Origin of the sequence: Aquisalinus flavus, assembly GCF_014640095.1 — a bacterium.
GTDB lineage: Bacteria > Pseudomonadota > Alphaproteobacteria > Caulobacterales > Parvularculaceae > Aquisalinus > Aquisalinus flavus.
In genome coordinates this window covers 332882-354877 of sequence record NZ_BMGH01000001.1, presented here as the reverse complement: position 1 = coordinate 354877, position 21996 = coordinate 332882, and the positions used below count along the sequence as shown (strand labels likewise).

Annotated in this window: 22 protein-coding genes and 1 tRNA gene; 7 read left to right on the top strand and 16 right to left on the bottom strand. The window is 61.8% G+C overall.

Annotated features, from left to right (window positions below; translation table 11 throughout):
• Positions 1-5: 5 nt before the first annotated feature.
• Positions 6-743: a 6-phosphogluconolactonase gene (pgl, locus tag IEV88_RS01780; RefSeq protein WP_188159578.1), complete on the bottom strand. Its 738-nt coding sequence runs from the start codon at positions 741-743 to the stop codon at positions 6-8.
• Entirely contained in the window at positions 733-2238 is a 1506-nt protein-coding gene (gene zwf, locus IEV88_RS01775) for a glucose-6-phosphate dehydrogenase (RefSeq protein ID WP_188159577.1), read from the bottom strand. The genes pgl and zwf overlap by 11 nt, the downstream gene beginning before the upstream one ends.
• A 214-nt stretch (positions 2239-2452) precedes the next feature.
• Here zwf and IEV88_RS01770 point away from each other — a divergent pair, with 214 nt between their 5' ends.
• Positions 2453-3436: a fatty acid desaturase family protein gene (locus IEV88_RS01770; protein WP_188159576.1), complete on the top strand. Its 984-nt coding sequence runs from the start codon at positions 2453-2455 to the stop codon at positions 3434-3436.
• Between the two features lie 20 nt (positions 3437-3456).
• Here IEV88_RS01770 and IEV88_RS01765 read toward each other — a convergent pair whose 3' ends face one another.
• Positions 3457-4395: an alpha/beta hydrolase gene (locus IEV88_RS01765; RefSeq protein ID WP_188159575.1), complete on the bottom strand. Its 939-nt coding sequence runs from the start codon at positions 4393-4395 to the stop codon at positions 3457-3459.
• A gap of 184 nt (positions 4396-4579) precedes the next feature.
• Here IEV88_RS01765 and IEV88_RS01760 point away from each other — a divergent pair, with 184 nt between their 5' ends.
• Positions 4580-5995: a sensor histidine kinase gene (locus IEV88_RS01760; RefSeq protein WP_188159574.1), complete on the top strand. Its 1416-nt coding sequence runs from the start codon at positions 4580-4582 to the stop codon at positions 5993-5995.
• A 162-nt stretch (positions 5996-6157) separates the two neighbouring features.
• Here IEV88_RS01760 and IEV88_RS01755 read toward each other — a convergent pair whose 3' ends face one another.
• The 7 genes from IEV88_RS01755 to IEV88_RS01725 all read right to left on the bottom strand — a co-directional run bounded on the left by IEV88_RS01755 (position 6158) and on the right by IEV88_RS01725 (position 12018).
• A complete protein-coding gene (locus IEV88_RS01755) occupies positions 6158-7606 on the bottom strand; it encodes a class I SAM-dependent methyltransferase (protein WP_188159573.1) in 1449 nt (482 codons plus the stop codon).
• Positions 7607-7834: 228 nt separating this feature from the next.
• Positions 7835-8701 (bottom strand): HpcH/HpaI aldolase/citrate lyase family protein, encoded by an 867-nt coding sequence (locus tag IEV88_RS01750; RefSeq protein ID WP_188159572.1) that lies wholly within the window; start codon positions 8699-8701, stop codon positions 7835-7837.
• The gene (locus IEV88_RS01745; protein WP_188159571.1) at positions 8701-9162 is read right to left on the bottom strand and encodes a MaoC family dehydratase; all 462 of its coding nucleotides are present in this window, start codon (positions 9160-9162) and stop codon (positions 8701-8703) included. The genes IEV88_RS01750 and IEV88_RS01745 overlap by 1 nt, the downstream gene beginning before the upstream one ends.
• Positions 9163-9279: 117 nt before the next feature.
• Entirely contained in the window at positions 9280-9564 is a 285-nt protein-coding gene (locus tag IEV88_RS01740; RefSeq protein WP_188159570.1) for a hypothetical protein, read from the bottom strand.
• Positions 9565-9626: 62 nt separating this feature from the next.
• Entirely contained in the window at positions 9627-10070 is a 444-nt protein-coding gene (locus IEV88_RS01735; protein ID WP_188159569.1) for a phage holin family protein, read from the bottom strand.
• Positions 10071-10092: 22 nt separating this feature from the next.
• Complete coding sequence (locus tag IEV88_RS01730; RefSeq protein ID WP_188159568.1) at positions 10093-10431, bottom strand: ElaB/YgaM/YqjD family protein; 339 nt, start codon at positions 10429-10431, stop codon at positions 10093-10095.
• A gap of 150 nt (positions 10432-10581) precedes the next feature.
• A complete protein-coding gene (locus IEV88_RS01725; RefSeq protein ID WP_188481186.1) occupies positions 10582-12018 on the bottom strand; it encodes a TolC family outer membrane protein in 1437 nt (478 codons plus the stop codon).
• Positions 12019-12284: 266 nt separating this feature from the next.
• On the opposite strand from IEV88_RS01725, the gene IEV88_RS01720 reads away from it, so the two are divergent.
• The 3 genes from IEV88_RS01720 (at position 12285) to IEV88_RS01710 (ending at position 13814) form a co-directional block, all read left to right on the top strand.
• Positions 12285-12361 (top strand) — tRNA-Met (locus tag IEV88_RS01720).
• A gap of 189 nt (positions 12362-12550) precedes the next feature.
• Positions 12551-13159: a trimeric intracellular cation channel family protein gene (locus IEV88_RS01715; RefSeq protein WP_188159566.1), complete on the top strand. Its 609-nt coding sequence runs from the start codon at positions 12551-12553 to the stop codon at positions 13157-13159.
• Positions 13160-13385: 226 nt separating this feature from the next.
• The gene (locus tag IEV88_RS01710) at positions 13386-13814 is read left to right on the top strand and encodes a PRC-barrel domain-containing protein (protein ID WP_188159565.1); all 429 of its coding nucleotides are present in this window, start codon (positions 13386-13388) and stop codon (positions 13812-13814) included.
• Positions 13815-13915: 101 nt separating this feature from the next.
• On the opposite strand, the gene IEV88_RS01705 is transcribed toward IEV88_RS01710, so the two are convergent.
• The gene (locus IEV88_RS01705; RefSeq protein WP_188159564.1) at positions 13916-15292 is read right to left on the bottom strand and encodes an NAD-dependent succinate-semialdehyde dehydrogenase; all 1377 of its coding nucleotides are present in this window, start codon (positions 15290-15292) and stop codon (positions 13916-13918) included.
• A gap of 147 nt (positions 15293-15439) precedes the next feature.
• Here IEV88_RS01705 and IEV88_RS01700 point away from each other — a divergent pair, with 147 nt between their 5' ends.
• A complete protein-coding gene (locus IEV88_RS01700; protein WP_188159563.1) occupies positions 15440-17272 on the top strand; it encodes an ABCB family ABC transporter ATP-binding protein/permease in 1833 nt (610 codons plus the stop codon).
• A 307-nt stretch (positions 17273-17579) separates the two neighbouring features.
• Here the strand turns inward: IEV88_RS01700 and IEV88_RS01695 are convergent, their stop codons facing one another.
• The 5 genes from IEV88_RS01695 to IEV88_RS01675 all read right to left on the bottom strand — a co-directional run bounded on the left by IEV88_RS01695 (position 17580) and on the right by IEV88_RS01675 (position 20781).
• On the bottom strand, positions 17580-18695 hold the full coding sequence (locus IEV88_RS01695) for an NAD(P)/FAD-dependent oxidoreductase (protein ID WP_188159562.1): 1116 nt from the start codon (positions 18693-18695) through the stop codon (positions 17580-17582).
• A gap of 10 nt (positions 18696-18705) precedes the next feature.
• Entirely contained in the window at positions 18706-19074 is a 369-nt protein-coding gene (locus tag IEV88_RS01690; RefSeq protein WP_229731392.1) for a YkgJ family cysteine cluster protein, read from the bottom strand.
• A gap of 98 nt (positions 19075-19172) precedes the next feature.
• Positions 19173-19559, bottom strand: a complete 387-nt coding sequence (locus IEV88_RS01685; RefSeq protein WP_188159561.1) for a hypothetical protein — start codon at positions 19557-19559, stop codon at positions 19173-19175.
• 22 nt (positions 19560-19581) lie between these two features.
• Positions 19582-20361 carry a monofunctional biosynthetic peptidoglycan transglycosylase gene (gene mtgA, locus IEV88_RS01680; RefSeq protein WP_188159560.1) on the bottom strand — a complete coding sequence of 260 codons (780 nt, stop codon included), beginning with the start codon at positions 20359-20361 and terminating at the stop codon, positions 19582-19584.
• 3 nt (positions 20362-20364) lie between these two features.
• Positions 20365-20781 carry a DUF1761 domain-containing protein gene (locus IEV88_RS01675; protein ID WP_188159559.1) on the bottom strand — a complete coding sequence of 139 codons (417 nt, stop codon included), beginning with the start codon at positions 20779-20781 and terminating at the stop codon, positions 20365-20367.
• 157 nt (positions 20782-20938) lie between these two features.
• Here IEV88_RS01675 and IEV88_RS01670 point away from each other — a divergent pair, with 157 nt between their 5' ends.
• Complete coding sequence (locus IEV88_RS01670; RefSeq protein ID WP_206711314.1) at positions 20939-21874, top strand: hydrogen peroxide-inducible genes activator; 936 nt, start codon at positions 20939-20941, stop codon at positions 21872-21874.
• The last annotated feature ends 122 nt before the right edge of the window (positions 21875-21996 follow it).

Here is a 21996-nt window from a genome sequence, read left to right as displayed (position 1 = left end):
TCTCCTCACGCCGTCCAGCATGGCCAGAATGGCAGGGAACGGCTCTCATGCACTCTCAATAGGGCACGCACGGGCATGTCTGCAACAGCACCCTCGCCCTGCGCCTTTTCATAGGCCTCGCGCTTGCCCTCGCCCTTCATCATCAGGACGATCAGGCCGGACTCAGCGACCGGCGGCAGGGTCAGCGTCATGCGCTGCAGGAACTTGCCGGTCACCTCGCTCCGGGTCGCGGTGATCGCGGCGGCACGGTCGCTGCCCTCGGGATCAAGGGCGGCGTCGAGGCCCTCGGCGTGCGGAAACCACGAAGCCGTGTGCCCGTCGCCGCCCATGCCCAGCACGGTCACGTCGAGCGGGAAGGAAATGCCGGACAGGCAGGCTTCCATGGTCGCCAGCCCCTCCGCAGGCGTGGCCGCCTTGTTCTTCATGCCGGTCAGGCGCGCCGCGGCAGCGCGGTCCTGCATCAGGTTCTCGGCAATGAAGGTTTCGTTGGAGCCTTCCTCGCCGGGATCGACCCAGCGCTCATCGACCAGAACGACATCGACTTTCGACCAGTTCAGGTCACGCTGCGACAGGTGCTGATAGAGCAGCTTCGGTGTCGAGCCGCCGGACACGGCGAAGCTCGCCCTGCCCTTGTCCTCTACCGCCGCAGCGAGCTGCGCCGCGATCAGGTCGGCAAGACGGGCAGCCATCGCCGCCTCGCCCGGAAAGGTGATCAGTCCCGTGTCACCGCCCTCATGCGCCATCGAACCACTCCCGTCCGTCACGGTCGAGCAGCACAGAGGCCTGAACCGGTCCGTCCGTTCCTGCCGTATAGAGATGAACCGGCACATCGTCCCGCGACCAGGCGCCGAGGATGGTATCGACCCAGCGCCATGCGGCCTCGACCTCGTCCCTGTGCATGAACAGGCCAAGATTGTTGCGCACGACGGCCATCAGCAGGCGCTCATAGGCGTCGGGATAGCGCGGCGCAAAAGTCTCCGCATAGGACAGGTTGAGCGGCACATAGCGCAGGCGCATGCCGCCGGGGCCGGGATCCTTCGTCATCAGCATCAGCTTGACGCCTTCGTCCGGCTGCAGGCGGATGATCAGCCGCGACGGCTGCACGCGGCCCGACTCAGGGGCCAGCATCAGGTGATCGACCGACTTGAACTGGATGACGATCTCCGACCAGCGCCCGCTCATGCACTTGCCGGTACGCAAATAGAACGGCGTCTCCGACCAGCGCCAATTGTCGATATGAACCTTCAGCGCGGTGAAGGTTTCGGTATCGGTCGGATGGCCGACCTCCTCGGCATAGCCCTTTTGCGGCTTGCCCTTGACCGAGCCTTCCTTGTACTGGCCGCGCACGGTGTCGGCGCGGACCGTGCCGCTGTCGATCTTGCGCAGGGATTTGAGGACCTTGATCTTCTCGGCACGGACGGAATCCGCCTCGAGGTCGATTGGCGGCTCCATGGCGACGAGGCACAGCAGCTGCAACAAATGGTTCTGCACCATGTCGCGCAGGGCGCCTGCCTTGTCGTAATAGGATGCCCGTTCGCCAGCCGCGACGGTCTCCGCCACGGTGATCTGGACATGGTCGATATGACGCGAGTTCCACACCGGCTCCAGCAGGGAGTTGGCAAAGCGCAGGATCAGCAGGTTCTGTACCGTCTCCTTGCCAAGATAATGGTCGATACGGAAGATTTTCTCCTCGTCGAAGACCTCGCCGACGGAATCGTTCACCTCACGGGCCGACTCAAGGTCGGACCCGATCGGTTTTTCCAGCACGATGCGGGTGCGGTCGGTCTTCAGGCCATTGGCATCGACATTGGCGCTGACCTGGCCATAGATGCCCGGCGGCAGGGCAAGATAATAGATACGAAGCTTCTCGTCGCTGCCGTCGAGCAGGTCCTTGAGATCGTCCCAGTCATCACTCTTCTGATCCAGCGCATCGACGCCGACATAATGGATATGCTCGGCGAACGCGTTCCAGGTCTCCTCCGCCAGCTTGTCCTCCGGATAGAACTCCTCGAACTTGTCGCGCACCAGCTGGCGGTATTCCTCGCTCGACATTTTCGTCCGGGCAGAGCCGATGATCTTGGAGGTTGCCGGAATCTGCTGGTCCTGCCAGCGGTGATAGAGGGCCGGCATCAGCTTGCGCAGGGCCAGGTCACCCGATCCACCGAAAACGATGATGTCGAATGGCTCGACCGGCAGGAACTTCGAACTGCCACTGTCGGCTGAGGTCTTTGTGCTCATGAAACCTTCTCGTGATTTGGCGTTTGTCTGTCGCCCCAAGCTCTAGAGTAATATGATATCTCGCGGCAAGCCGGAAAGGCGCGGTTATACGCTGTTATAAAGCATCCTGCGCCAAAATAGGACACCCGAATGGCCCTTTGTTAACCACTTATGCGTTGTTATCCACGCGCCATTGTTTTAAAATTTAAGCTCTTGTTAACCATTGGCGATTGCGGTGATACCGATCAAAATTCTCGACCTGGGCCTTTTTGAAAGCGGTGAGGGAAAACTCGCCGCCAACCGGCTTGCAGGCAAATATATGAGCCGCGAGATCGACTGGCGGACGATCGTGTCCGGCACTGTCGCCTTTGCCGGCCTGGTGGCGGTCTATGCGCTCGGCAGCCAATTGGACGCCCTCTGGCAGAAGGCGCTGCTGGGCATGACCGTGCAGACCTGGCTCGTGCTGTTCTGCTTCAATATCAGCCATGAAGTCGGCCATGACCTCATCTTCCGCCGTCGGCCGCAATATGACCGCCTCAACAAGGTGTTCGGCTATTTCATGGCAACACCGACCCTGCTGCCCTATCACGCCTTTCGCGAGACCCATCTCGATCATCATCGCAATGTCAACGATCCCGAACGCGATCCCAATCACTGGATCGTCCGCGGCAGCCTGCCCTTCGTGATCTTCAAGATCATGACCGTGCTGGTCGGCGACCACATCGCCCTTGCCCGCTACTCGTTCAGGCGGCGGGATCTGAAGATCGCCCGGCACTATATCGCCTTCTGGATCGGATCCGTCGCCCTTGCCGTCGCGCTCGGGATGACCGCCGGCTGGTGGAATCTTCTCTTCTTCTGGCTGATCCCGGCATGGATGAATTACTCGCTGGTCTTTACCGGCGTTGCCGTCATCCCGCACCGCCAGTCGCCGGATGCGCCGGAAAAGCAGATCATGAAAATCGCCCTGCTGCCCCAGGGCCTGCAGCAGATCTCAACCGTGCTGCATGCCAGCCACAATTACCACCTGCTGCATCATCTCTATCCGCGCGTCGCCAGCTATCACTATCCCGCCCTCGCCAAGGAGCTTTACGCCCTGCAGGAAGATCCGTCCTTGCTGGATGGAAGACAGGCGGAAAACCCGTTCGCCGACAGGGCCGCAGCCGCCGGCAGGATCGCCGGCGCCGCAACCGGGGAAGACCGGATCTACGCAGCGCAATAGGCGCCTTGCCAGGGTCCCTGCTATCGCCGGATGAAGTCGGCAATATCCTCGTGACAGGCCCGCGCCTCGGGCAAGGACCAGTGCAGGTGGAACATGTGGAACATGCCGTCGAAGACGCGCAGCGCCACATCGACGCCGCTGCGCCGCGCCTTTTCCGAGAGACGAGCGCTGTCGCCCAGCAGGGCTTCGCGCGAGCCGACATGGATCAGCATGGGCGGCAGGCCGGTCATGTCGCCATTGATCGGGGAAATGCGCCAGTCGCTGAGATCGGCGCCATTGGCATAATAGCGGAACACTGATTTGAGGCTGTTCGGCCCCTCGATCCTGATCAGCGGATCGTGTTTCTGCATGGTGATGACGGTGTCGCTGGAGGCCGTGCCATCGAGGCAGGACGAGATGAACACAGCGCGGTCGGGCAAGGCAATGCCGCTGTCGCGCCAGGACATCATCGATGACAGGAGCAAATTCGCGCCGGCTGAATCACCGATTCCGATGATCTTCCTGTCCGGGCCGACCCTCTCGCGAAGGGCAAGGTAAAAGCTGGTGACATCGTCGAGGCCGGCGGGAAACGGATGCTCGGGTGCCAGGGCATAATCGACACCCCAGGCCTCGCACCCGGCAAGGTGGCATGTGGGCAGCACCGCACCGGCATTGATTTCAGCCGAGCCGCACACGAACGCGCCGGCGTGAACGTAGAAGATCACCGGGCAGTCCGGCGCGACCTCGCCGGCGCTGATGCGCTGGCCGGGGACGCCGCCAAGGCTGCAGGCCTCGACCGAATACGGGAAATCGACCTCGTCGCGGGCGGCACGCCAGACCCGGTGGACCAGTTCGCGCGCAAGGTTTCGCGTCAGCTTGTTGGAGAGGCCGTCAAAGGCGCCGTAGCTCTTCAAATTGGGATACAGCATCTGCGCTTCAGCACTGATACTGGTACAGATTTTCGAGCGTCGCTTGAACATATTCACCCTTTTCAGACAGTGCATGGCTAAAGGCGAAAGGTAAACATTTCGCTAGACCGTCACCCGGATTCTGGCCAATCGCAAGGATTCATCGCGCCATCGCCATGTCAGGGCTCCGGGTGGGTATGCCGCGTTAAAGCTATCTCAACAAAACAGCGATATTCATGCCTCAGGACAGGCACCGATGACAGTTGAGACCCAGAAGAAAAACCGCCTGACGGCGAAATTCCAGGATCCGCATCTGGAACACGCCTATCAGGAATATTCGCGCACGTACTTCACGGGCAAAGACCGCGTGATGTTCTACGTCGCGATCCTGGTCTATCTCCTGTATGTCATTCTCGACTACTTCACGCTGCAGAATGCCAGAACCGAAGTCATCGGCCTGAGGATTGCCCTGTCGCTCGGGGCGCTGGCGGTCATCGGGCTGACCTATCTCGATTTCGGCAAGAAGCATATCCAGTATCTGTGTTGCGGCCTGATGGCGACGGGGGGCGTTTCCATCTCCTACATGGTCTGGCTCGAGGGCTCGGTTTCGCCGCCCTATTATGTCGGCCTGATCATGACCGCCATGATCCTGAACAATTTGGTGCGGATTTCCTTCCTGCTGAGTTTCGGTGTCCTGTTGCTCAGCTATTTTTCCTTCATCTTTGCGGTCGCCGGAATCCCCTATGGCCGCGACGTGTTTGCCGCGCACTTCTTCATCCTGAATGCGTTCATGCTCTCCTCCATCGCCATCTATTTCCTGGAAATAGCGCGCCGCGACGAATACATGAAGTTTCTTCTGAACCAGCAATATGCACAGAAACTGCAATACATGTTCGAGGACGCCAATCGCTCGATCAAGCGCAAGAATGCCGTCCTCAACACCCTGACCCACATTTTCAAGACACCGCTGCACCAGATCATCGGCTATGCCCAGATCCTTGAACAGGAATCGCTCGGGCAGCACGAGGCGACCGAGTACAAGGAATTCTCCAGCAACATCCACGCAGCGGGCCAGGGGCTGCTCCGGACAGTGCAACGTATACTGACCTATTCACGTCTTGATTCCGGCAGTATCAAACTGAGCCGCCAGTCGACGACGACAGCAGAGCTAATCGATTGCGCCCTGTCGCGCCTGGTCGATGAAATGGAAGCCCGGAATCTGGTTCTCGAAAAGCCAGACCGCCACTTCCGTATCAAGGTCGATGGCGCGCTGATGGAACAGGCAGTTTACGAATTGCTGGCCAATGCTGTCGAAGCATCACCCGACAAGGGGATCATCAAGATCTCCACTGAAGAAGCGGAGGATGTTGTCAGCATTGTCATCACCGACCAGGGCACGGGGATCGACCTCGACAAGCTGGATGAGATCGAGAACACGCTGGAGCGGACAGAAGAGTTTCTCGGCGTCAGCGACAAGATCAGCCTCGGCATCACGCTGACGAGCCGGATCGTCCAGACCCATTCCGGCAGGATTTCCTTCGCCCATGCCGAGGATGGCGGTACCATCGCGACACTGACACTGGACCGCACGGAAAACGAAGCCGCGCTGAAGCCGCCGGCGGGAGAACCGGGCACCGCCGCGCAGGACAAGGGCTTGAGGCGGGCCTCATGAAAAAGCCCGGCCTGAGCCGGGCTTTCATTCAGTCGGCAAAAGCGCCGCCGGTCAGACCGGCCTGGATCAAGCAGCGTTCCACTGTAATCATTTGAACGCAGAAAGTTGATCTACTTCAATGATGCAAAGCATCTTCATGTCCCCGGCCGGGCGCACGATGCTTTAGGCCGGCTTGGTGACTTTCAGCATATAGACGGCGCCGGACTCATCCATGTCGATCTCGACATCCGCGCCCTTGCAGCCAGCGGACATGTCCAGCATCTGCTCCCGGTTGCGGAAATAAAGCGTCCAGTCGAGGATGAATTCCATCGGCCAGTATGTCCCGTTGGCCGCATCATTGACGTTGCCGATCAGCAGCGTGCCGCCGGGGCGAAGATAATCATAGAGCTTGGCACAAAGACGACGCGACAGGGCCGGGTTGAGATAGTCGAGCAGGCCGGCGGAATAGATCAGGTGCTGCTGCGGAATATGGCGGAACGTGCTCATCGGGCGCAGCATCTCGGTGAACGAGGTGTGCATGCCAGAGACGATGACATTCGACTGGCTCGGCGTCAGGCTGCGATAGGCCGTCGTGATCGCGTAATCGAGCGCCTGCTTTTCCTGGTCGACGAGAGTGAAGGAATATCCCTCCCCCGACTGATAGGTGGTTTCGAGGAAGCGCTGCACTTCGCGCGCCGGGCCGGACCCGATGCTCATGACGTGATAGAGATCGCTCTTGTCTTCCTGGTCATTCAGCCGGTCCAGCGCCTCGGAGATATACTCCATGCGCGAGACGATCGGCCGGCCGCTGATCAGGCCGAGAATGTGCAGGTAACGGCTATAGATCGAGGTGCCTTCCGGACGATGATCATACATGTAGTTCATGATCTGGAAGTCGCCGGGATAGCCCATCGGCTTGAAATAGCTGCGATGCCAGTTGCGTCCGCCGACCAGCTCACGGGTGACCAGCCGCTCGGTGAATGTCTTCAGGTCCTGCTTGGCTTTGGCATCGTCGATGAAAGGCAGGACAAGATCATTGCCGCGAAACCAGATGTCGGACCATCCCGCCTTGCTGCTCTCTTCCAGCTGGCCGCAAAGCTCGTGAGTTTCGACCTCCGACAGGCCGTCCTCATACGGAGCGATATGGCTCTCGATGAACTGGCGCTGATCGGCGATGTAGTCGAGAACCTCGGTACAGTAGACCTTGTACTCCATCGGTACCTTGTAGGTGATTGTCGGCTTTTTCGATTTCGCCTTCGCCCGGGCAAGCGCCATGGAGTTCTTGCGGGCGATCTGGTTAATATCGATGCCACGCTCGTCGAACAGCACGCGCAGCTCGGTCTTGTCCGGTGTGCCGCCGGCGATAACGACCTTGCATTCGAAAAAGGTTTCACCACCCTGCTTCAGTTCGAGGGTCTGGGCAGTGCGTATCTCGGTAACGCAAAGCCCCTCGGGCACAGACAGGGTAAGCCCTGTCGAGGAGATGCTTGAAACGGTGAAATCGATGTTGAGGAAACTCGCTCGCGGCACTGCGCCCTTGAACAGATCTTCGGCGGCATAGACCGGGGCGGAAACGCGCACTTCGCTTGAATCGCTGCCCTGCAATTCCTGGTAATGCTTGATGCTAGACATGACTTAACCTTCTCCACAAGAACGGGGCAGAAATTTTCTTGCGAATTTCTCTCGCTGGCCCTGAGTTACCCTATAATGTGGATAATGAAGCATTAACCCTGAAATGCAAACAAAAACACTCCGCGTTAACCCTTTTTCAACAAATGTCTGGAACTGCCGTTAACCTTGATTAACGAGAGTTTATTTGTGTTACATTTTGATACATGACTGTTCCGCACGGAACGTATTTTAACTTTTTCCGCCCGATTCCGCTTTGGCGAGTATCTTCTGGGCGATGCGAAGATGGGGCATGTCGAGCATTTTTCCATCAAGGGATGCAACGCCGCTGTCGGATTCCCTCAATAGGGTAATGACTTTCTTCGCCCACTCGATTTCTTCGGGCGTCGCCTGGAAGGCGTCGTTGATCGGCTTGACCTGTGCCGGGTGGATCGCCGCCTTCGCCTCGAATCCGTCGCGCCGCGCCTTCTGGCACAGGCTGGTCAGACCGGCCTCGTCCCGGAAATCGGCAAACACGGTATCGATAGGCACGACGCCCGCCGCCCGCGCGGCAATCAGGCAGAGATTGCGGGCGAGCCTGAACGGCTCGGTATAATCACCATTATCGTAATTGACGGTCGCGCCGATCTCGGCGGACAGATCCTCGGCGCCCCACATCATGCCGGCCAGCCGCGGCTGTACCCATCCCGGATTGGTCAGCGCCAGCACGCCCTGCGGGGTTTCGGTGACAATGGCGATGATCTTTGTACGGCTAATCGCTTCTTCCGTTTCATGGCTGGAGATCAGCGCATCGAGCGACTTGATGTCATCGGCACTGTTGCATTTGGGCAGGACGATGCCGTCAGGCCGCGCCGGCACCACGGCGGCGAGGTCCTCCCTGATCCATTCGGTGTCGAGGCTGTTGACCCGGACATAATATTTGCAGATCGACCGGTCGGCGTTTTTCAGCGCCGCGCGGGTGATCTGCCGCGCCTCGGCCTTGCGGTCCGGCACGACGGAGTCTTCCAGGTCATAAATCAGGATGTCGGCGCCGGATGCGGCGGCCTTTTCGATCTTGCGCTCGCTGTCACCCGGCACGAACAGAAGGGACTTGAACATCAGGCACTCTCCGCCGGTTTGGCGCGCATCAGCGCGGCTCGTTCGCAGACGGCGACGATATCGCCCTTCTGGTTCAACGCTTCATGTTTGAACGTCACGATCCCCTGCCCGGGGCGGGACTTGCTCTCGCGCACCGACACCACCGTCGTGCGTGCACGGATCGTATCGCCGTGGAACACCGGGGCGGGAAACTTCACCTCGCTCATGCCCAGATTGCCGATCGTGGTGCCCAGCGTCGTGTCTCCCACGGTCATGCCGATCAGGAGCCCCAGGGTGAACAGCGAATTGACCAGCGGCTTGCCCCACGCGCTTTTCGCGGCAAAATCGGCGTCGATATGCAATGGCTGCGGGTTCATCGTCATCAGCGAGAACTGCATGTTGTCATATTCGGTGATCGTGCGGGACAGCGCATGGTCGAACACCATGCCTTCCTCGAATTCTTCCAGCCACAGACCGGCCATGGTCCACTCCCTGCCAACGCGCTTGATTCTTCCTGCTTCTAGCACAGGCAGCGGGGCCGATCACACCCCCAACGGGCGTCGATTTGGTTCGGGGACTGGCGGGGCCGGCGCCGCGGTTCAGTTCGTCTCGGTGCCGTCCGGCGTCGTCTTTTCAAGGGGGAGGCGCAAGAAGCCGGGAAGCCATTGCTGGGCCTTGCGGATCTTCTCTTCCATATGCGGATGACGGCTGCGGAAATGGCGCAGCCAGAACGCAAAGGCGGCATTCGTCGTGATCAGCATGCTCAGGCCGATCAGGATCAGCACGACCCCGAACGGGACCGGCGACGGCATCACGAGCAGCCCCGCGAGAATGAAAAAGATGGCCACGAAGGTCGCGACAATATGAAGGAATTTTGAAAACATGGTCAGACACACTCCCGCAACTTTGCCACTATAGGGGCCGGACGACCGTCGGGTGAGGCTCATCAGTCGGACCCGCGTGCCTCCATCATGCCCATGACCGTGCCAGCTGCAACAGCCGCCGCGACCGTGCGGACAGGATGCTCCTTGAACTGTTTCTCCAGCAACCCGCTAGCCAGCCCGTTCATCAGCAGCGCCTCGTAATTCGTGCCGCCGGACGATGGCGGGGCGGAAGACGCTTTTGCGGACCGGACTTGTGCAGGCGAGGCATGGTCGCCTGACAGGGCCTGGGCGGCGAAAAAGAAAACGCCGGCGAGCAGCAGCAAAAATATGCCGCCGCAAAGAACTGCCAGCCCCTGCCCGACAAGCGGTGTCAGGGAAATGACAATGGCGACGGTCACAAAAAGGCTGGCCATCGCGGCAAACAGCCCGGCATAGACCATGAGCGCCCCCCGCGTCGCAACGCGGGCGGCGTCCTGTTTCGTCGATCTGATCAAACCATTCAGCATGGGAACCGATCTGTTCTCTTCGTTATTTCAGGATCGTGCGGCCAAGGATCATCCCGGCAGCAACTGCGAGCCCCAGGGAGGCTACGGGATTCTCGCGCACCGTGTCGCGCAGGGATTCTGTCTGCTCTTCGGCTTCGTGCTTGAATTTCTTCGCTTTGTCGCGGCCCATCTTGATGGCCTTCTCGGTCGCATCCTCGACCTTGTGCTGGGCATTATGCATGCTGGCGGAGCCGAATTTGCCGGCGTCCTTCTGCAGCGTGTGCATGTCCTTGCGCAGGTTCTCGAGATCGCCTCGCAGCTCCTTGAGCATCGATGCGAGGTCTTCGTCGTTCTTGGTGGAAAGCTTGTCAGTAAAAGCCATAAGTCACCTCCATTGCTATGCCGGGAAGCGATACATGACGCAACGCACCCCCGCCGAATAATACAGACTAAACACGAAAGGTTTAGGAGGAGTTCCATCTCCGCCAGAAAGGGAATTTCCTCAACCCCTGTGTTTACGCGGCGTTAAGACCTATTCGCGCGCCGTCCCCGTGCCGAACCAGCGTGCCGCGACATCGTCGCGATTGTCGTTCGGGTCGTAATAGTCGACATCGAGCGCCAGCGCCTCGGCGGTCAGCAACCCGGTCGCCTGCAGCAGCCGGAAGGCGGACAGGTAATAGGCCTCGCGCGCCTGCAGCCGGGCAAGACGGACGCTGAGTAGTTCCGCCTCGCCGTCGAGCACATCGAGCGTCGTACGCTGGCCGAGACGGCCCTCGAGCGTCAGACCTTCAAACGCAAGCTCGGCCGCCGACAGCGCCGGCGCCGTCGCTTCCCACGCGGCGCGGGACGCTTCGAGCTGGCGCCAGGCCGTTTCCACCTGTTCGCGCAGCTGGCGCTCTGCCTCGCGCAGCCGCCACCGGTCGGCTGTGTGCGCCTCCCGGGCCTGGCGAATGCCCGAATAGGTCGCGCCGCCCTGATAGAGCGGAATGGTGATCTGCGCGCCGAGCGTCGCATTCTCCGACTGGTCGCCGTCGAGGAACTGATTCTGGGCATAGCCATAGCTCGCCCGGGCGGTGACGGTGGGGGCGAGATAGCCCTTGGCGACCTTCACGCCACTCGCCGACGCCCGTTCCTGCTCCCGCGCCGCAATGATGGACGGGTTGGCGCCCATCGCGATCTCCAGCGCCTCGTCCAGCGTCGCCGGCATTGGCGGCAGCGGCGGGGTCGCTTCCAGCGTGCCCGGCATGCGGCCGGTGATGCGCTCGAACCGTGCCCGCGCCGTGGTCAGGGTCGAGCGCGACCGGATCAGGTCGGCATTGGCCTGCGCCGCCCGCGCCTCCGCCTGGGCGATGTCGGTCCGCGTTGCCTGGCCGTTGTCGAACCGGGCCTGGGCGAAATCGCGCTGGCCCTGCAGCGAGGTCAGCGACGCCTCGGTAAAGCCGGTTGCCTCTTCGGCGGTAATGACGCCGAGATAGGCGCTGATCGCATCAAGGAAGAGTTGCTGCTCGGTCGCGATCAGCTCGGCCTGTGCCGCGTCGATCTGCGCCTCGGAGCGCTCGATGGAATTCTTCACCCGAAAGCCCTGGAAGAGCGGCTGCTGCAGCTCGACGCCGACCTGCCTCGTGCCGGTGCCGCCATTGCCGGTCAGCGCCTCGTTGATCAGGTCCTGCTGCCCGCCCTCTTCCGGGTCGTCGCCCATATCGGGGGGCGGCATGTCACCGCCGAACAGATCGGTCAGGTCGCGGCCAGGATCGTAATTGCCGTCGGCGGTCTCGTAGGACAATTGCCCGTTCAGGGTCGGACGCCCCTCGGCCCGGGCCTGGGCGCCGAGTTCATCGGTCGCGCGCAGCTGGGCGCGGCCCGCCTTCAGCGCCGGGCTCGTCTGATAGGTCAGCTCGAGCACTTCCCTGAGCGTCTGCGCCTGTGCCGGCAAGATGCCAGCCGCACCGAAGACAACAGCGCAAGCCACTGAGGTAAATAGGATTTTCTTCTTTGACTGTGCCATCGTCCCGCCCGGAATTGCTCTGCGTGCCCGACCATACATGCTGCCCGTAAGCAGGCGATTAACGGCCATTTACATTATCCTATTTAGGCGACAGAACGCCGCGCCGCCACCGTGCAAGCCGCAGAACGGCTATGCGCCAATCCTCAGTTGACAAAGCCGACGGGATCGCCTTTATACCGTCGCTCTGTCCGGCAGCGCCGGATCGGCCTGTACAGGCCCGGGCCCTTTGGGGTGGAGTAGCTCAGTTGGTGAGAGCGCAGGATTCATAACCCTGAGGTCGGCGGTTCAAGCCCGCCCTCCACTACCAGCCTTCCGCAATCGCAAGTGGGCCCTTCGGGCTACGGCTCGGCAGGCCAGCCCCCACACCGATCTTTCAAGCGCGAAGGCGCGAAGGCGGCCGCGCCGCAGCGAAGCGACGACGGGCGCAGCCTGTGCTGAGTTATTCTTGTCTCGGGAATCCCGCTACCGTCCTGCAAAACTGCGGGAGGATCCGCCCATGCCCTTCGACCTTTTCCTTGAAATTGCCGACCGCATCGGGGTTTTCGTGTTTGCCCTGTCGGGCGGCATTGCGGCGGTGCGCCGGGACATGGACCTGTTCGGCGTGATCGTGCTCTCCTTCCTGCCTGCCGTCGGTGGCGGGACGCTGCGCGATCTTATCCTCGACGTGCCGGTCTTCTGGCTCGAGGACAACCTGTCCCTCCTGCTCGCTGGCCTCGGTGGCATCACCGCGTTTTTCCTGCACAAGTCGATCGAGGACTTCAAACCCCTGCGCTGGGCTGATGCCGTGGGCCTTGCGGTGTTCGCCGCGACGGGGGCCGCCAAGGCAGCCGAGCTCGGCCATTCCTTTGCCATCGTCATCGTCATGGGCGTGATGACGGCGACGGTTGGCGGGATTGTCCGCGATATCGTGGCCGGCCGCGAGAACCTGCTGATGAAGGAGGATATCTACGCGACCGCCGCGCTGCTCGGCTCGACCGTTTTCGCGGCGCTGTATTTCACCGGTTTCAACGACCGCATCTGCCTCATCGCCTGCATCGTCAGCGCCTTTGCCTTGCGCGGCTGCGCCATCATCTTCCCCCTGTCCCTGCCCAAGCCGAGACGGTGAGCCAGCGGGCCATCGCCGGAAATATTCGCATAAGGGCTGTCTGTGCCCCTTGCATATGTCGGTTCCCATACTGATGTTTAAGGAGCGTCAGAGTCGCGGCCCCGATCGCGGGCGCGCCACACGGCGCCATCACCCCGGCCACAAGGGCTCCATATCCCCGCCAGCTGTCGCGATGCCCCGCAATTTTTTCAAGGGAGATTGGCGCCACGCGCCAAGACAATCGCCAATGCACAAGATCGCAAGAAATATCCTTTTCGCCGCGCTCGCGAGCGCAACAGCCGCCAGCCCGCTCGCCCTGTCCCTCGCCCAGACGTCCGGCGAGACACTGGCGCAGATCACCTCCCCCGCCGACGTCTCTGTCAGCCGCGAAGCTGCGCTGATTGGCCTGCCGGTGATCGACATCAAGGGCGTGAAGGTCGGCATTGTCGACAATGTCGTTCTGGGACGCGCGGACGGACCCTTCGTCGTCATCAAGCTGGACAAGGCTTTCCTGCGCGGCCACCGCCTGGTCGCGATCTATGATTCGAGGCTGCAAAAGGTCGAGGAGAGGTCCCTGGGGATCTCGTTGCAGCTGACCCATCTGCGTAAAACCGACATCAAGGACTTCCCGACCTTCAGCTATACCGACGACATGCAATTGGCCGCACCGCGATAGGCGGGCGGCCCGACGGCGCGCAACAACCATGCCGCAAGACAAAAGCCCCGCAGGTCATGCGGGGCTTTTTCGTGACGTCGTCAATGGCGGCGAAAACCGCCTCAGAAGACCGTGATGGCCTTGGCATTGACGAATTCCTTCATGCCGAACCCGCCATGCTCGCGGCCGTAGCCGGAATTCTTGACGCCGCCGAAGGGCATGGTCGGCGTCGCGATGCTGAATCCGTTGATGAAGATCATGCCGGTATCGAAATGGTCGCGCGCGAGCGTGATCGCCTTGTCCTCGTCCTTCGAGAAGATACCGCCGCCCAAGCCATAGCGGCTGTCATTGGCGATGCGCATGGCATCCTCGTCGTCTTTCGCGCGGATGACGGAAGCGACCGGTCCGAACAGCTCGTCATCATAGGCCGGCTGGCCGGGCTCGACATTGTCGAGCACCGTGGACGGATAATAGAAGCCCTTGCGGTCCGGGACCTCGCCGCCGCAGCGGATGCGCGCGCCGTTCTTCACGCTTTTCTCGACCTGGTCAGCCAGCGTGTCGCGCAAATCTTCCCGCGCCATCGGGCCGAGATCGGTATCGTCATCCATCGGATCGCCCATTTTGATCGCCGCCATCTGGTCGACGAAGCGCTCGACGAAGGCGTCATAGACCTTGTCGGTGACGATGAACCGCTTGGCATTCACGCAGGTCTCGCCATTGTTGAAGATGCGGCCCTTCACGCAATGCTCGACCGCGATATCGAGATCGGCATCTTCGAGCACCAGGTAGGCATCGTTGGAGCCGAGTTCGAGCACCGTCTTCTTCAGCGCCCTGCCGGCCACCTCGCCGACATGCCTGCCGGCGCCTTCGCTGCCGGTCAGGGTGACGCCGCGCACGAGATCGTTCTCGATGATCCTGTCCGACTGGTCGTGGTCGATCAGCAGCACGGTGAACAGGCCTTCCGGCAGGCCGGCGCGCTCATACAGTTCCTTCAGGAACAGGCCGCTGCCGGTGCAGGCCTCGGCATGTTTGAGCAGGATGCCATTGCCCGCCATCAGGCTGGCGATGGAATAGCGCACCGCCTGATAGGCCGGGAAGTTCCACGGCTGGATGCCATAGACGACGCCGATCGGGCTGTAGGTGACGATGCCAGCCCTGGCGCCGTCGACCTCGCGCTCCTCATCGGCCAGCGCCTTGACGCCTGTAGCGGCGGTATAGTCGCAGATCGCGGCGCACAGCTCGACTTCCGCCGCGCCGTCGCCGATCAGCTTGCCGGTCTCGCTGGTCATCAGCTGCGCGAACTCCTCAGCGCCGGCGCGCAATTCCTTGCCGATATTGCGGATGATCGCCGCGCGATCCTCGAGGCTGCGATGGCGCCATTGCAGGAACGCCTCGTGACAGCGCTCGACGGCGGCGAAGGCCTCCTTGTCGGACATGCGGTCATAGGTGTTGAGGGTCTCTTCCGTCGCCGGATTGATCGTGGTGAGTTTGTCGGTCATTTAGGGTCTCCTGAAATATCGGTTGCAGGCCCAATGCGAGGGAGAGCCAGCCGTTCCGTCACGGGCGCGTGACCTGTCGTCAATGAACGCGGTGCCGGGTGCACCGCACCCCTTCCCTTTTGGCCCGCCAAGCCCTACCTCACACCCATGCCAAGGGGATCGCATCGACAATATGGCCTGCATGACGGCGAGGCGAGCTCGCTCAAGGAGCAGCTTGCGTCGGTGCGGGCGCTGCTGCCGCATCTGTGGCCGAAGGACAAGCCGAGCTACAAGCTGAGGGTCATCGCCGCCTTCATCGTCATCCTGCTCGGCCAGGTCGTGTCTCTCGGCGCGCCGATCCTGCTCGAGGAAGTCGTCAACGGTCTCGACCAGTCGAACCCGGCGGTGATCGCCGTTGCCACCATCACGTCCCTTGTCGTCGGCTATGGCATCTTCCGATTGCTCAGCGTTGCCGTGCCGCAGCTGCGCGAATTCCTGTTCGCCCGGGTCGGCCAGAACGCCCAGCGCGAGGTCGCGATAGACGTCTTCCGCCATCTGCACGCGCTGTCGCTGCGCTTCCACCTGGAGCGGCGCACCGGCGGGCTGTCGAGGATCATCGAGCGCGGCATCCGCTCCATCGACTTCCTGTTCCGCTTCCTCCTGTTCAACATCATCCCGACCTTCATCCAGCTCGGCATCATCGCGGTCTTGTTCTCGATCCGCTATGACCCGGTCTATGCCGTGATCGCGGCGGTGACGGTGATCGTCTATGTCTGGTTCACCGTCGCCTCGACCGAATGGCGGCTGAAATTCCGCCGCGAGATGAACCAGCAAGACACGGAGGCGAACACCCGCGCGGTCGACTCCCTGCTCAACTACGAGACGGTGAAATATTTCAACAATGAGCGCTGGGAGGCGGACCGCTATAATGATGCCATGGCGAAGTACCAGGAAGCGGCGATCCGCTCCAACAACTCGCTCGCCATCGTCAATATCGGCCAGTCGCTGATCTTCAATGCCGGTATTGTCGCCATCCTGATCCTCGCCACCCGCGCCATCGCGGCGGGCGAGATGGAGGTCGGTGTCATCACCGGCATCTCGCTGATCATGATGCAGCTCTACCAGCCGCTGAACATTCTCGGTTTCGCCTATCGCGAGATCAAGCAGTCGATGATCGACATGGAGAAGATGTTCAGTCTGCAGAAGGTCGAGCCCGAGGTCGAGGACAGGCCCGATGCCCGCCCGCTGGCCGTCGACGGGGCAGCCATCGTCTTCGACAATGTCCATTTCCGTTATGAGGAAGACCGCCCGATCCTGAAAGGCGTCTCCTTCGCTGCGCAGCCGGGCGAGAAGATCGCCATCGTCGGCCATTCCGGCGCCGGCAAGTCGACCATCAGCCGCATCCTCTATCGCTTCTACGATATCGACGAGGGCAGCGTGACAATCGACGGGCAGGATATCCGCGAGGTGACGCAGGACAGTCTGCGCGCCGCCATCGGCATGGTGCCGCAGGACACGGTGCTGTTCAACGAGACGATCGGCTACAACATTGCCTATGCCAGGCCCGGCGCGACGCAGACGCAAATCGAACAGGCCGCGCAGATGGCGCAGATCCACGACTTCGTCGCCGGGCTGCCCAAAGGCTACGACACGGTCGTCGGCGAGCGCGGGCTGAAACTGTCAGGCGGCGAGAAACAGCGCGTCGCCATCGCCCGCACCATCTTGAAAAACCCGCCGATCCTGATCCTCGACGAGGCGACCTCGGCGCTCGACAGCGTGACCGAGCAAGGCATCCAGACCGCCCTGCGCAATGTCGCGGAGAGCCGCACCACCCTCGTCATCGCCCACCGCCTGTCGACGATCATCGACGCCGACCGCATTCTTGTGATGGATGACGGAAAGATCATCGAACAAGGGACCCATGCGGAGCTTCTGACCAAGGGCGGCGATTATGCGGAACTATGGCAGAGACAGCAGGAAGACCGGCAGGCGGCGGAGTAGTTCGTGGCCCGGCGTTGCCGGGCACCTCACAATGAGGCGCCTCATCCTGAGGTGCCGCGAAGCGGCCTCGAAGGACGAGGCAGGCTGAATATTCTGCAAATTGGCAAGCAAGGTCTGTAAGGACAGACCTGTCCTTACAGACCTTGGTGGTATTCTGATTTCAGGGAAGGAAAGCTGTCAAGGATGAAACCCTGCGGGCACGCAGTGTCCTTGACAGCTTTCCTTCCCTGAAATACACGCCCCGGACTGCCTCGCCCTCCGTGGGCTGCTGCGCAGCCACCTCAGGGTGAGGCCGGTCTCTCAGCCCTCATCCTGAGGAGCCTCGCGCCAGCGAGGCCACGAAGGACCCGATCGCCATGCTCGCCGTCAGGCCCGGCGACTCGATGCCGAACAGCTGGATCATCCCCGGCACGCCATGGACCTGCGGCCCGTCGATGCGATAATCCGCCCAGACGCCCGGCGACGTGATCTTCGGCCTGATCCCCGCGTAAGACGCGTGCAGCTTGTCTTTCTCGAGCCCCGGCCAGAACTTCACCGCGTCCTGCCAGAACCGGTCGCGGGCATCGGCCTCGACATCGTAATCGCCCAGTTCCACGCCCCAGAGCACATCCGGCCCCAGCCGCCCCTGCCCGCCAAGATCGCGGGTATAGTGCGTGCCCTGACTGTCGGCGCTCGGCATCGGATAGATCAGCCGCTCGAATGGCGCCTTGCCTGAATAGGTGAAGTACCGCCCCTTGGCGTAGCGCGTCTCCGGCACCTTGTCCGCCGGAAAGCCCTCGATCATCCGCGCGACCTTGCTCGCATGCAGCCCGGCGCAATTGACGACCAGCGCCGCATCGAGCGTCACCGCCGCCTCGCCGCCAACATCGATCTCGACGCCGCCCTCCCGCACACGCCCACCAACAACCGGCGCGTTGAATACCGCCATGCCGCCGGCATTCTCGATATCGCCGAGCAGGCTGAGCATATAGGTGTGGCTGTCGAAGACGCCGGTCGAGGGCGACCAGATCGCCGCCTCACAAGACAGCGCCGGTTCCATCGCCTGCGCTTCTTCCGCGCTCAACAGGCGCAAATCGCGGACGCCGTTCTCCTCTGCCCGCGCCATCAGCTTTTGCAGCCCCGGCACTTCGGCGGGCGATGTCGCCACGATCAGCTTGCCGCAGTTCAGGTGCGGCACGCCGCGCTCGGCGAGATAGGGATAGAGCATCGCCTTGCCGCGCACGCACAGCCGCGCCTTGAGGCTGCCCGGCTCATAATAGATGCCGGCATGGATGACTTCGGAATTGCGCGAGGAGGTTTCGGTGCCGAAGGCATCGTGCTGTTCCAGCACCATCACCTCGCGGCCCGAGAGCGCCAGCGCCCGGGCGACGGCGAGGCCGACGACGCCCGCCCCGATGACGACGCAGTCGACGCGCTCGCCCATCAGCGGGCGCCTAGCTGGTGGTGGCGATCCATTCGTCGTCGTCCTGCACTTCGCGTTCGAACATCAGGAAATCGTAATAGCCGCAGCGGGTCTGCGTCGGGAAGGTGCGGCAGATTTCAGGCCGCGCCTCATAGATCGTGCAGTTGCGCGTGTCGAGATCGAGGAACTGGCAGATCGTGTCGAAATGCTCGTCGTCCTGGTGGCGCAGCACGAGCGGGCTTTCCTTGTCGCCCTTCTTGATGAATTTCTTGCGCGCCTTTTCCCACGACACATCGAAATGTTTCGCCAGCCGGGTGATGTCTTTGTCCGTCACCGGAATATGCGCATAAGAGCAGCAATAGGCGGGACATTTCAGACAATCATATTTATTCCTGGCCATGGTCATTCTTTCGGGCAGCGCGGCGATACAGGCTACAAGCCTTATGCCGCGCTGACGCCATGGTCAAGAAGAAGGGCGCAAGCCTCGGCTGTGGCGCGCTACCCGTCCAGACGGTCGTCGAGATCGCCGCTGCCGGTCTTGCCGAAGAAGGAGGAAATGTCGAACCAGACTTCCTCTGTATACCCGTCTTCGGTGACCAGCGTCACGACATCGACCGGGGTCGACCCGCAATAGGTCATGTACTGGTCGGTCTTGCGGGCGCCCGGAAACCTCGTGCGCAGATAGGCGTTTTCCTTTGAGATCCCGTCCTGCGTCGTCTCGGCGAAGATCGGCACCACTTGCGCGCAGCCATCCTGGGATGGCGCAGCAGTCCTTGCCGGGCCGCGCAAATCGACCGGCGCCGGGGCCTGGCCCTGCATCGGCGTGACGCAGGCCGACAGCGCCAGCACCAGCGCGCCACCCATCATCGTAAGTCTCATCATCATCAGCTTCCTTCTCTCCAATCGATCAATTCAGTACACAGGCATCGAGGCCTTCATTCCTGACCACCGCCATGCGCGCCCGGATCGTGCCGGACTGGCGCGCCACATAGGGCCCGGGCGGGTTGGCCGACCATTTGTTCGGGCTCGGCAACACGGCGGCCAGCAGTGACGCCTCATAGGCCGTCAATTCCGACGCCGACTTGCCAAAGCGCCCCTGCGCCGCGGCCTCCGCCCCGAACAGCCCGTCGCCCCATTCGGCGACGTTGAGATAGACCTCCATCACCCGCCGCTTGGGCCAGATCAGTTCCGCCAGCGCGGTGAAATACGCTTCCGCCAGCTTGCGCACCGGGTCGCGGCCATTCCACAGAAAGGCGTTTTTCGCCGTCTGCTGCGAAATGGTCGACGCGCCGCGCCAGCCTGACCCGGCCTGCACATCCTGCCAGGCCAGCCTGATCTGCTCCATATCGAACCCGAAATGGTGGCAGAATTTTGAATCTTCCGAGGCAATCACCGCCCGCACCAGATGCGGCGAGATTTCATCGAGCGGCACCCAGTCATGGCGCACTTCCTGCCCCTGCAGGGCGCGCAGGCCCATCTGGGTCGTGCCGGGCACAGGCACGACGAGATACAGCACGGTCCAGAGGATCGACAGGAAGATCCCGCCGCCGACAAGGCGCAAGGCGGTGCGCCCGGCGAGCGGCCAGTCGAAATAGAGCTTGCCTGACTTGCGGCGCTGCTGTTGCTTGCGCGCTGCGGCGCGCCGCCGGATCGCCCCCTTGCTGCCAGCCCCCGTGCTCTGTGCCATCGCTCATCCGTCCCGACGCATCGCCGTCAGCACCAGCGCCGCGACGATCCAGGAAAGTATAAGGTGACCGGCATCAATGACAAAGGCCAACAAATTGTGCGAGGGCAGGTTTACAGGATCGTAAGCCAGCACCGGCACGGCAAAGACCAGCGCCATGACCAGCGCCGTCGCGACCGCGCCGCCAATATCCGGCCAGCCGCGCCATTGCAGCACCAGAGCGAGGCCGATCACCTGGGCGAAGGCCAGCAGCGGGCTGACGAGGCGCCAGAGCGGTGAGCCCGAATGGGCCGCCGTCTCGGCAAACCCGTGCGAGACGATCCATTCATCGCCAAAGAAAAACGCATACCAGGCGAAGCTGATGACGTTGAAGACGAGCCCGGCAAAGATGACCGGAAACAAGGGAAGACCGAAAATGCGCAAGACCGGCGCCTCCTTTCGAGGGAGAGCGGTAATTAGGGCATCGCGCGCCCCGGGCAAGCGCGTCGTGTGCCGGTGGCGCGCGCAGGCGCCGCATTTTCTGTGGAAAACCATATCAATTTTCCTATATTCATTGGATATTCCTATCAGGAGAAATGCCGTGGCAACCGACCCATTCCTGACCCTCAAGCAGTTGCAATGCCTCCTCGCTGTCGAGGAGACCAGCCATTTCCGGCAGGCTGCCGAGCGCATCGGCATCACCCAGCCCTCGCTGAGCGCCCAGATCCAGAACCTCGAAAGCCTGCTTGGCCTGCAGCTGGTCGAGCGCAGCCGCGGCGGCGTCGCCCTGACACCCGCCGGGCGCGAGGTCGCCGGCCATGCCGGCCGCATCACCGACGAGGTGCAGAACATCATGGATTTCTCCGCCGGTGCCCGCCATGGCCTGTCTGGCACGATCCGCCTCGGCACCAGCCCGACGGTCGGACCCTATCTCCTGCCCGGCGTCGTCGCCGCCCTGCACAAGAATCACGCCGGGCTCAACCTCTATATCCGCGAGGGGGCGACGCGGGACCTGGAATTCGAGCTGTCCCGCGGCATTCACGATGTCATCCTGACGCAGCAGGCATCAGACAATCCGGACTTCATGACGGCGCCGCTGTTCCGCGAACCCCTCTATGTCGCGCTTGCCGCCGACCATCCCCTCGCCGGTAACGAAACGCTGGCACCGGAAGATTTGAAGGGCATGGATGTGCTCTCCCTCAACCCGCATTATCACCTGCACGATCAGGTCATGCGCCTGTGCGAGACTTTCGGCGCCCGTCTGTCGCGCGACTATGAAGGCACCAGCCTCGATGCCCTGCGCCAGATGGTCGGCATGGGGATGGGGCTGAGCTTCCTGCCGGCGCTGTATGTCCAGTCGGAAATCCGTACACGAAGCGAAGTCGTGATCAAGCGGATGAAGGGCCGCAGCCTGACCCGGTCCCTCGCCCTGATGTGGCGCAAACGTGCCGGCCGCGGCGAAGCCTATCTCAGGATCGCCGACATCATCCGCGACATCGCCAGCCGCAAACACAAGGATCTGACCCTGATTGGCTGATAGGTTTTTTCTATTAATTTATGTATTTAACGGCCATTGTTCCTATCGACGCATCGCTTATCTCCCTGTTGTCAAACGCTCAACGCTGAAACGAAAGGAGATAGAAATGGCCCGATTTCTGG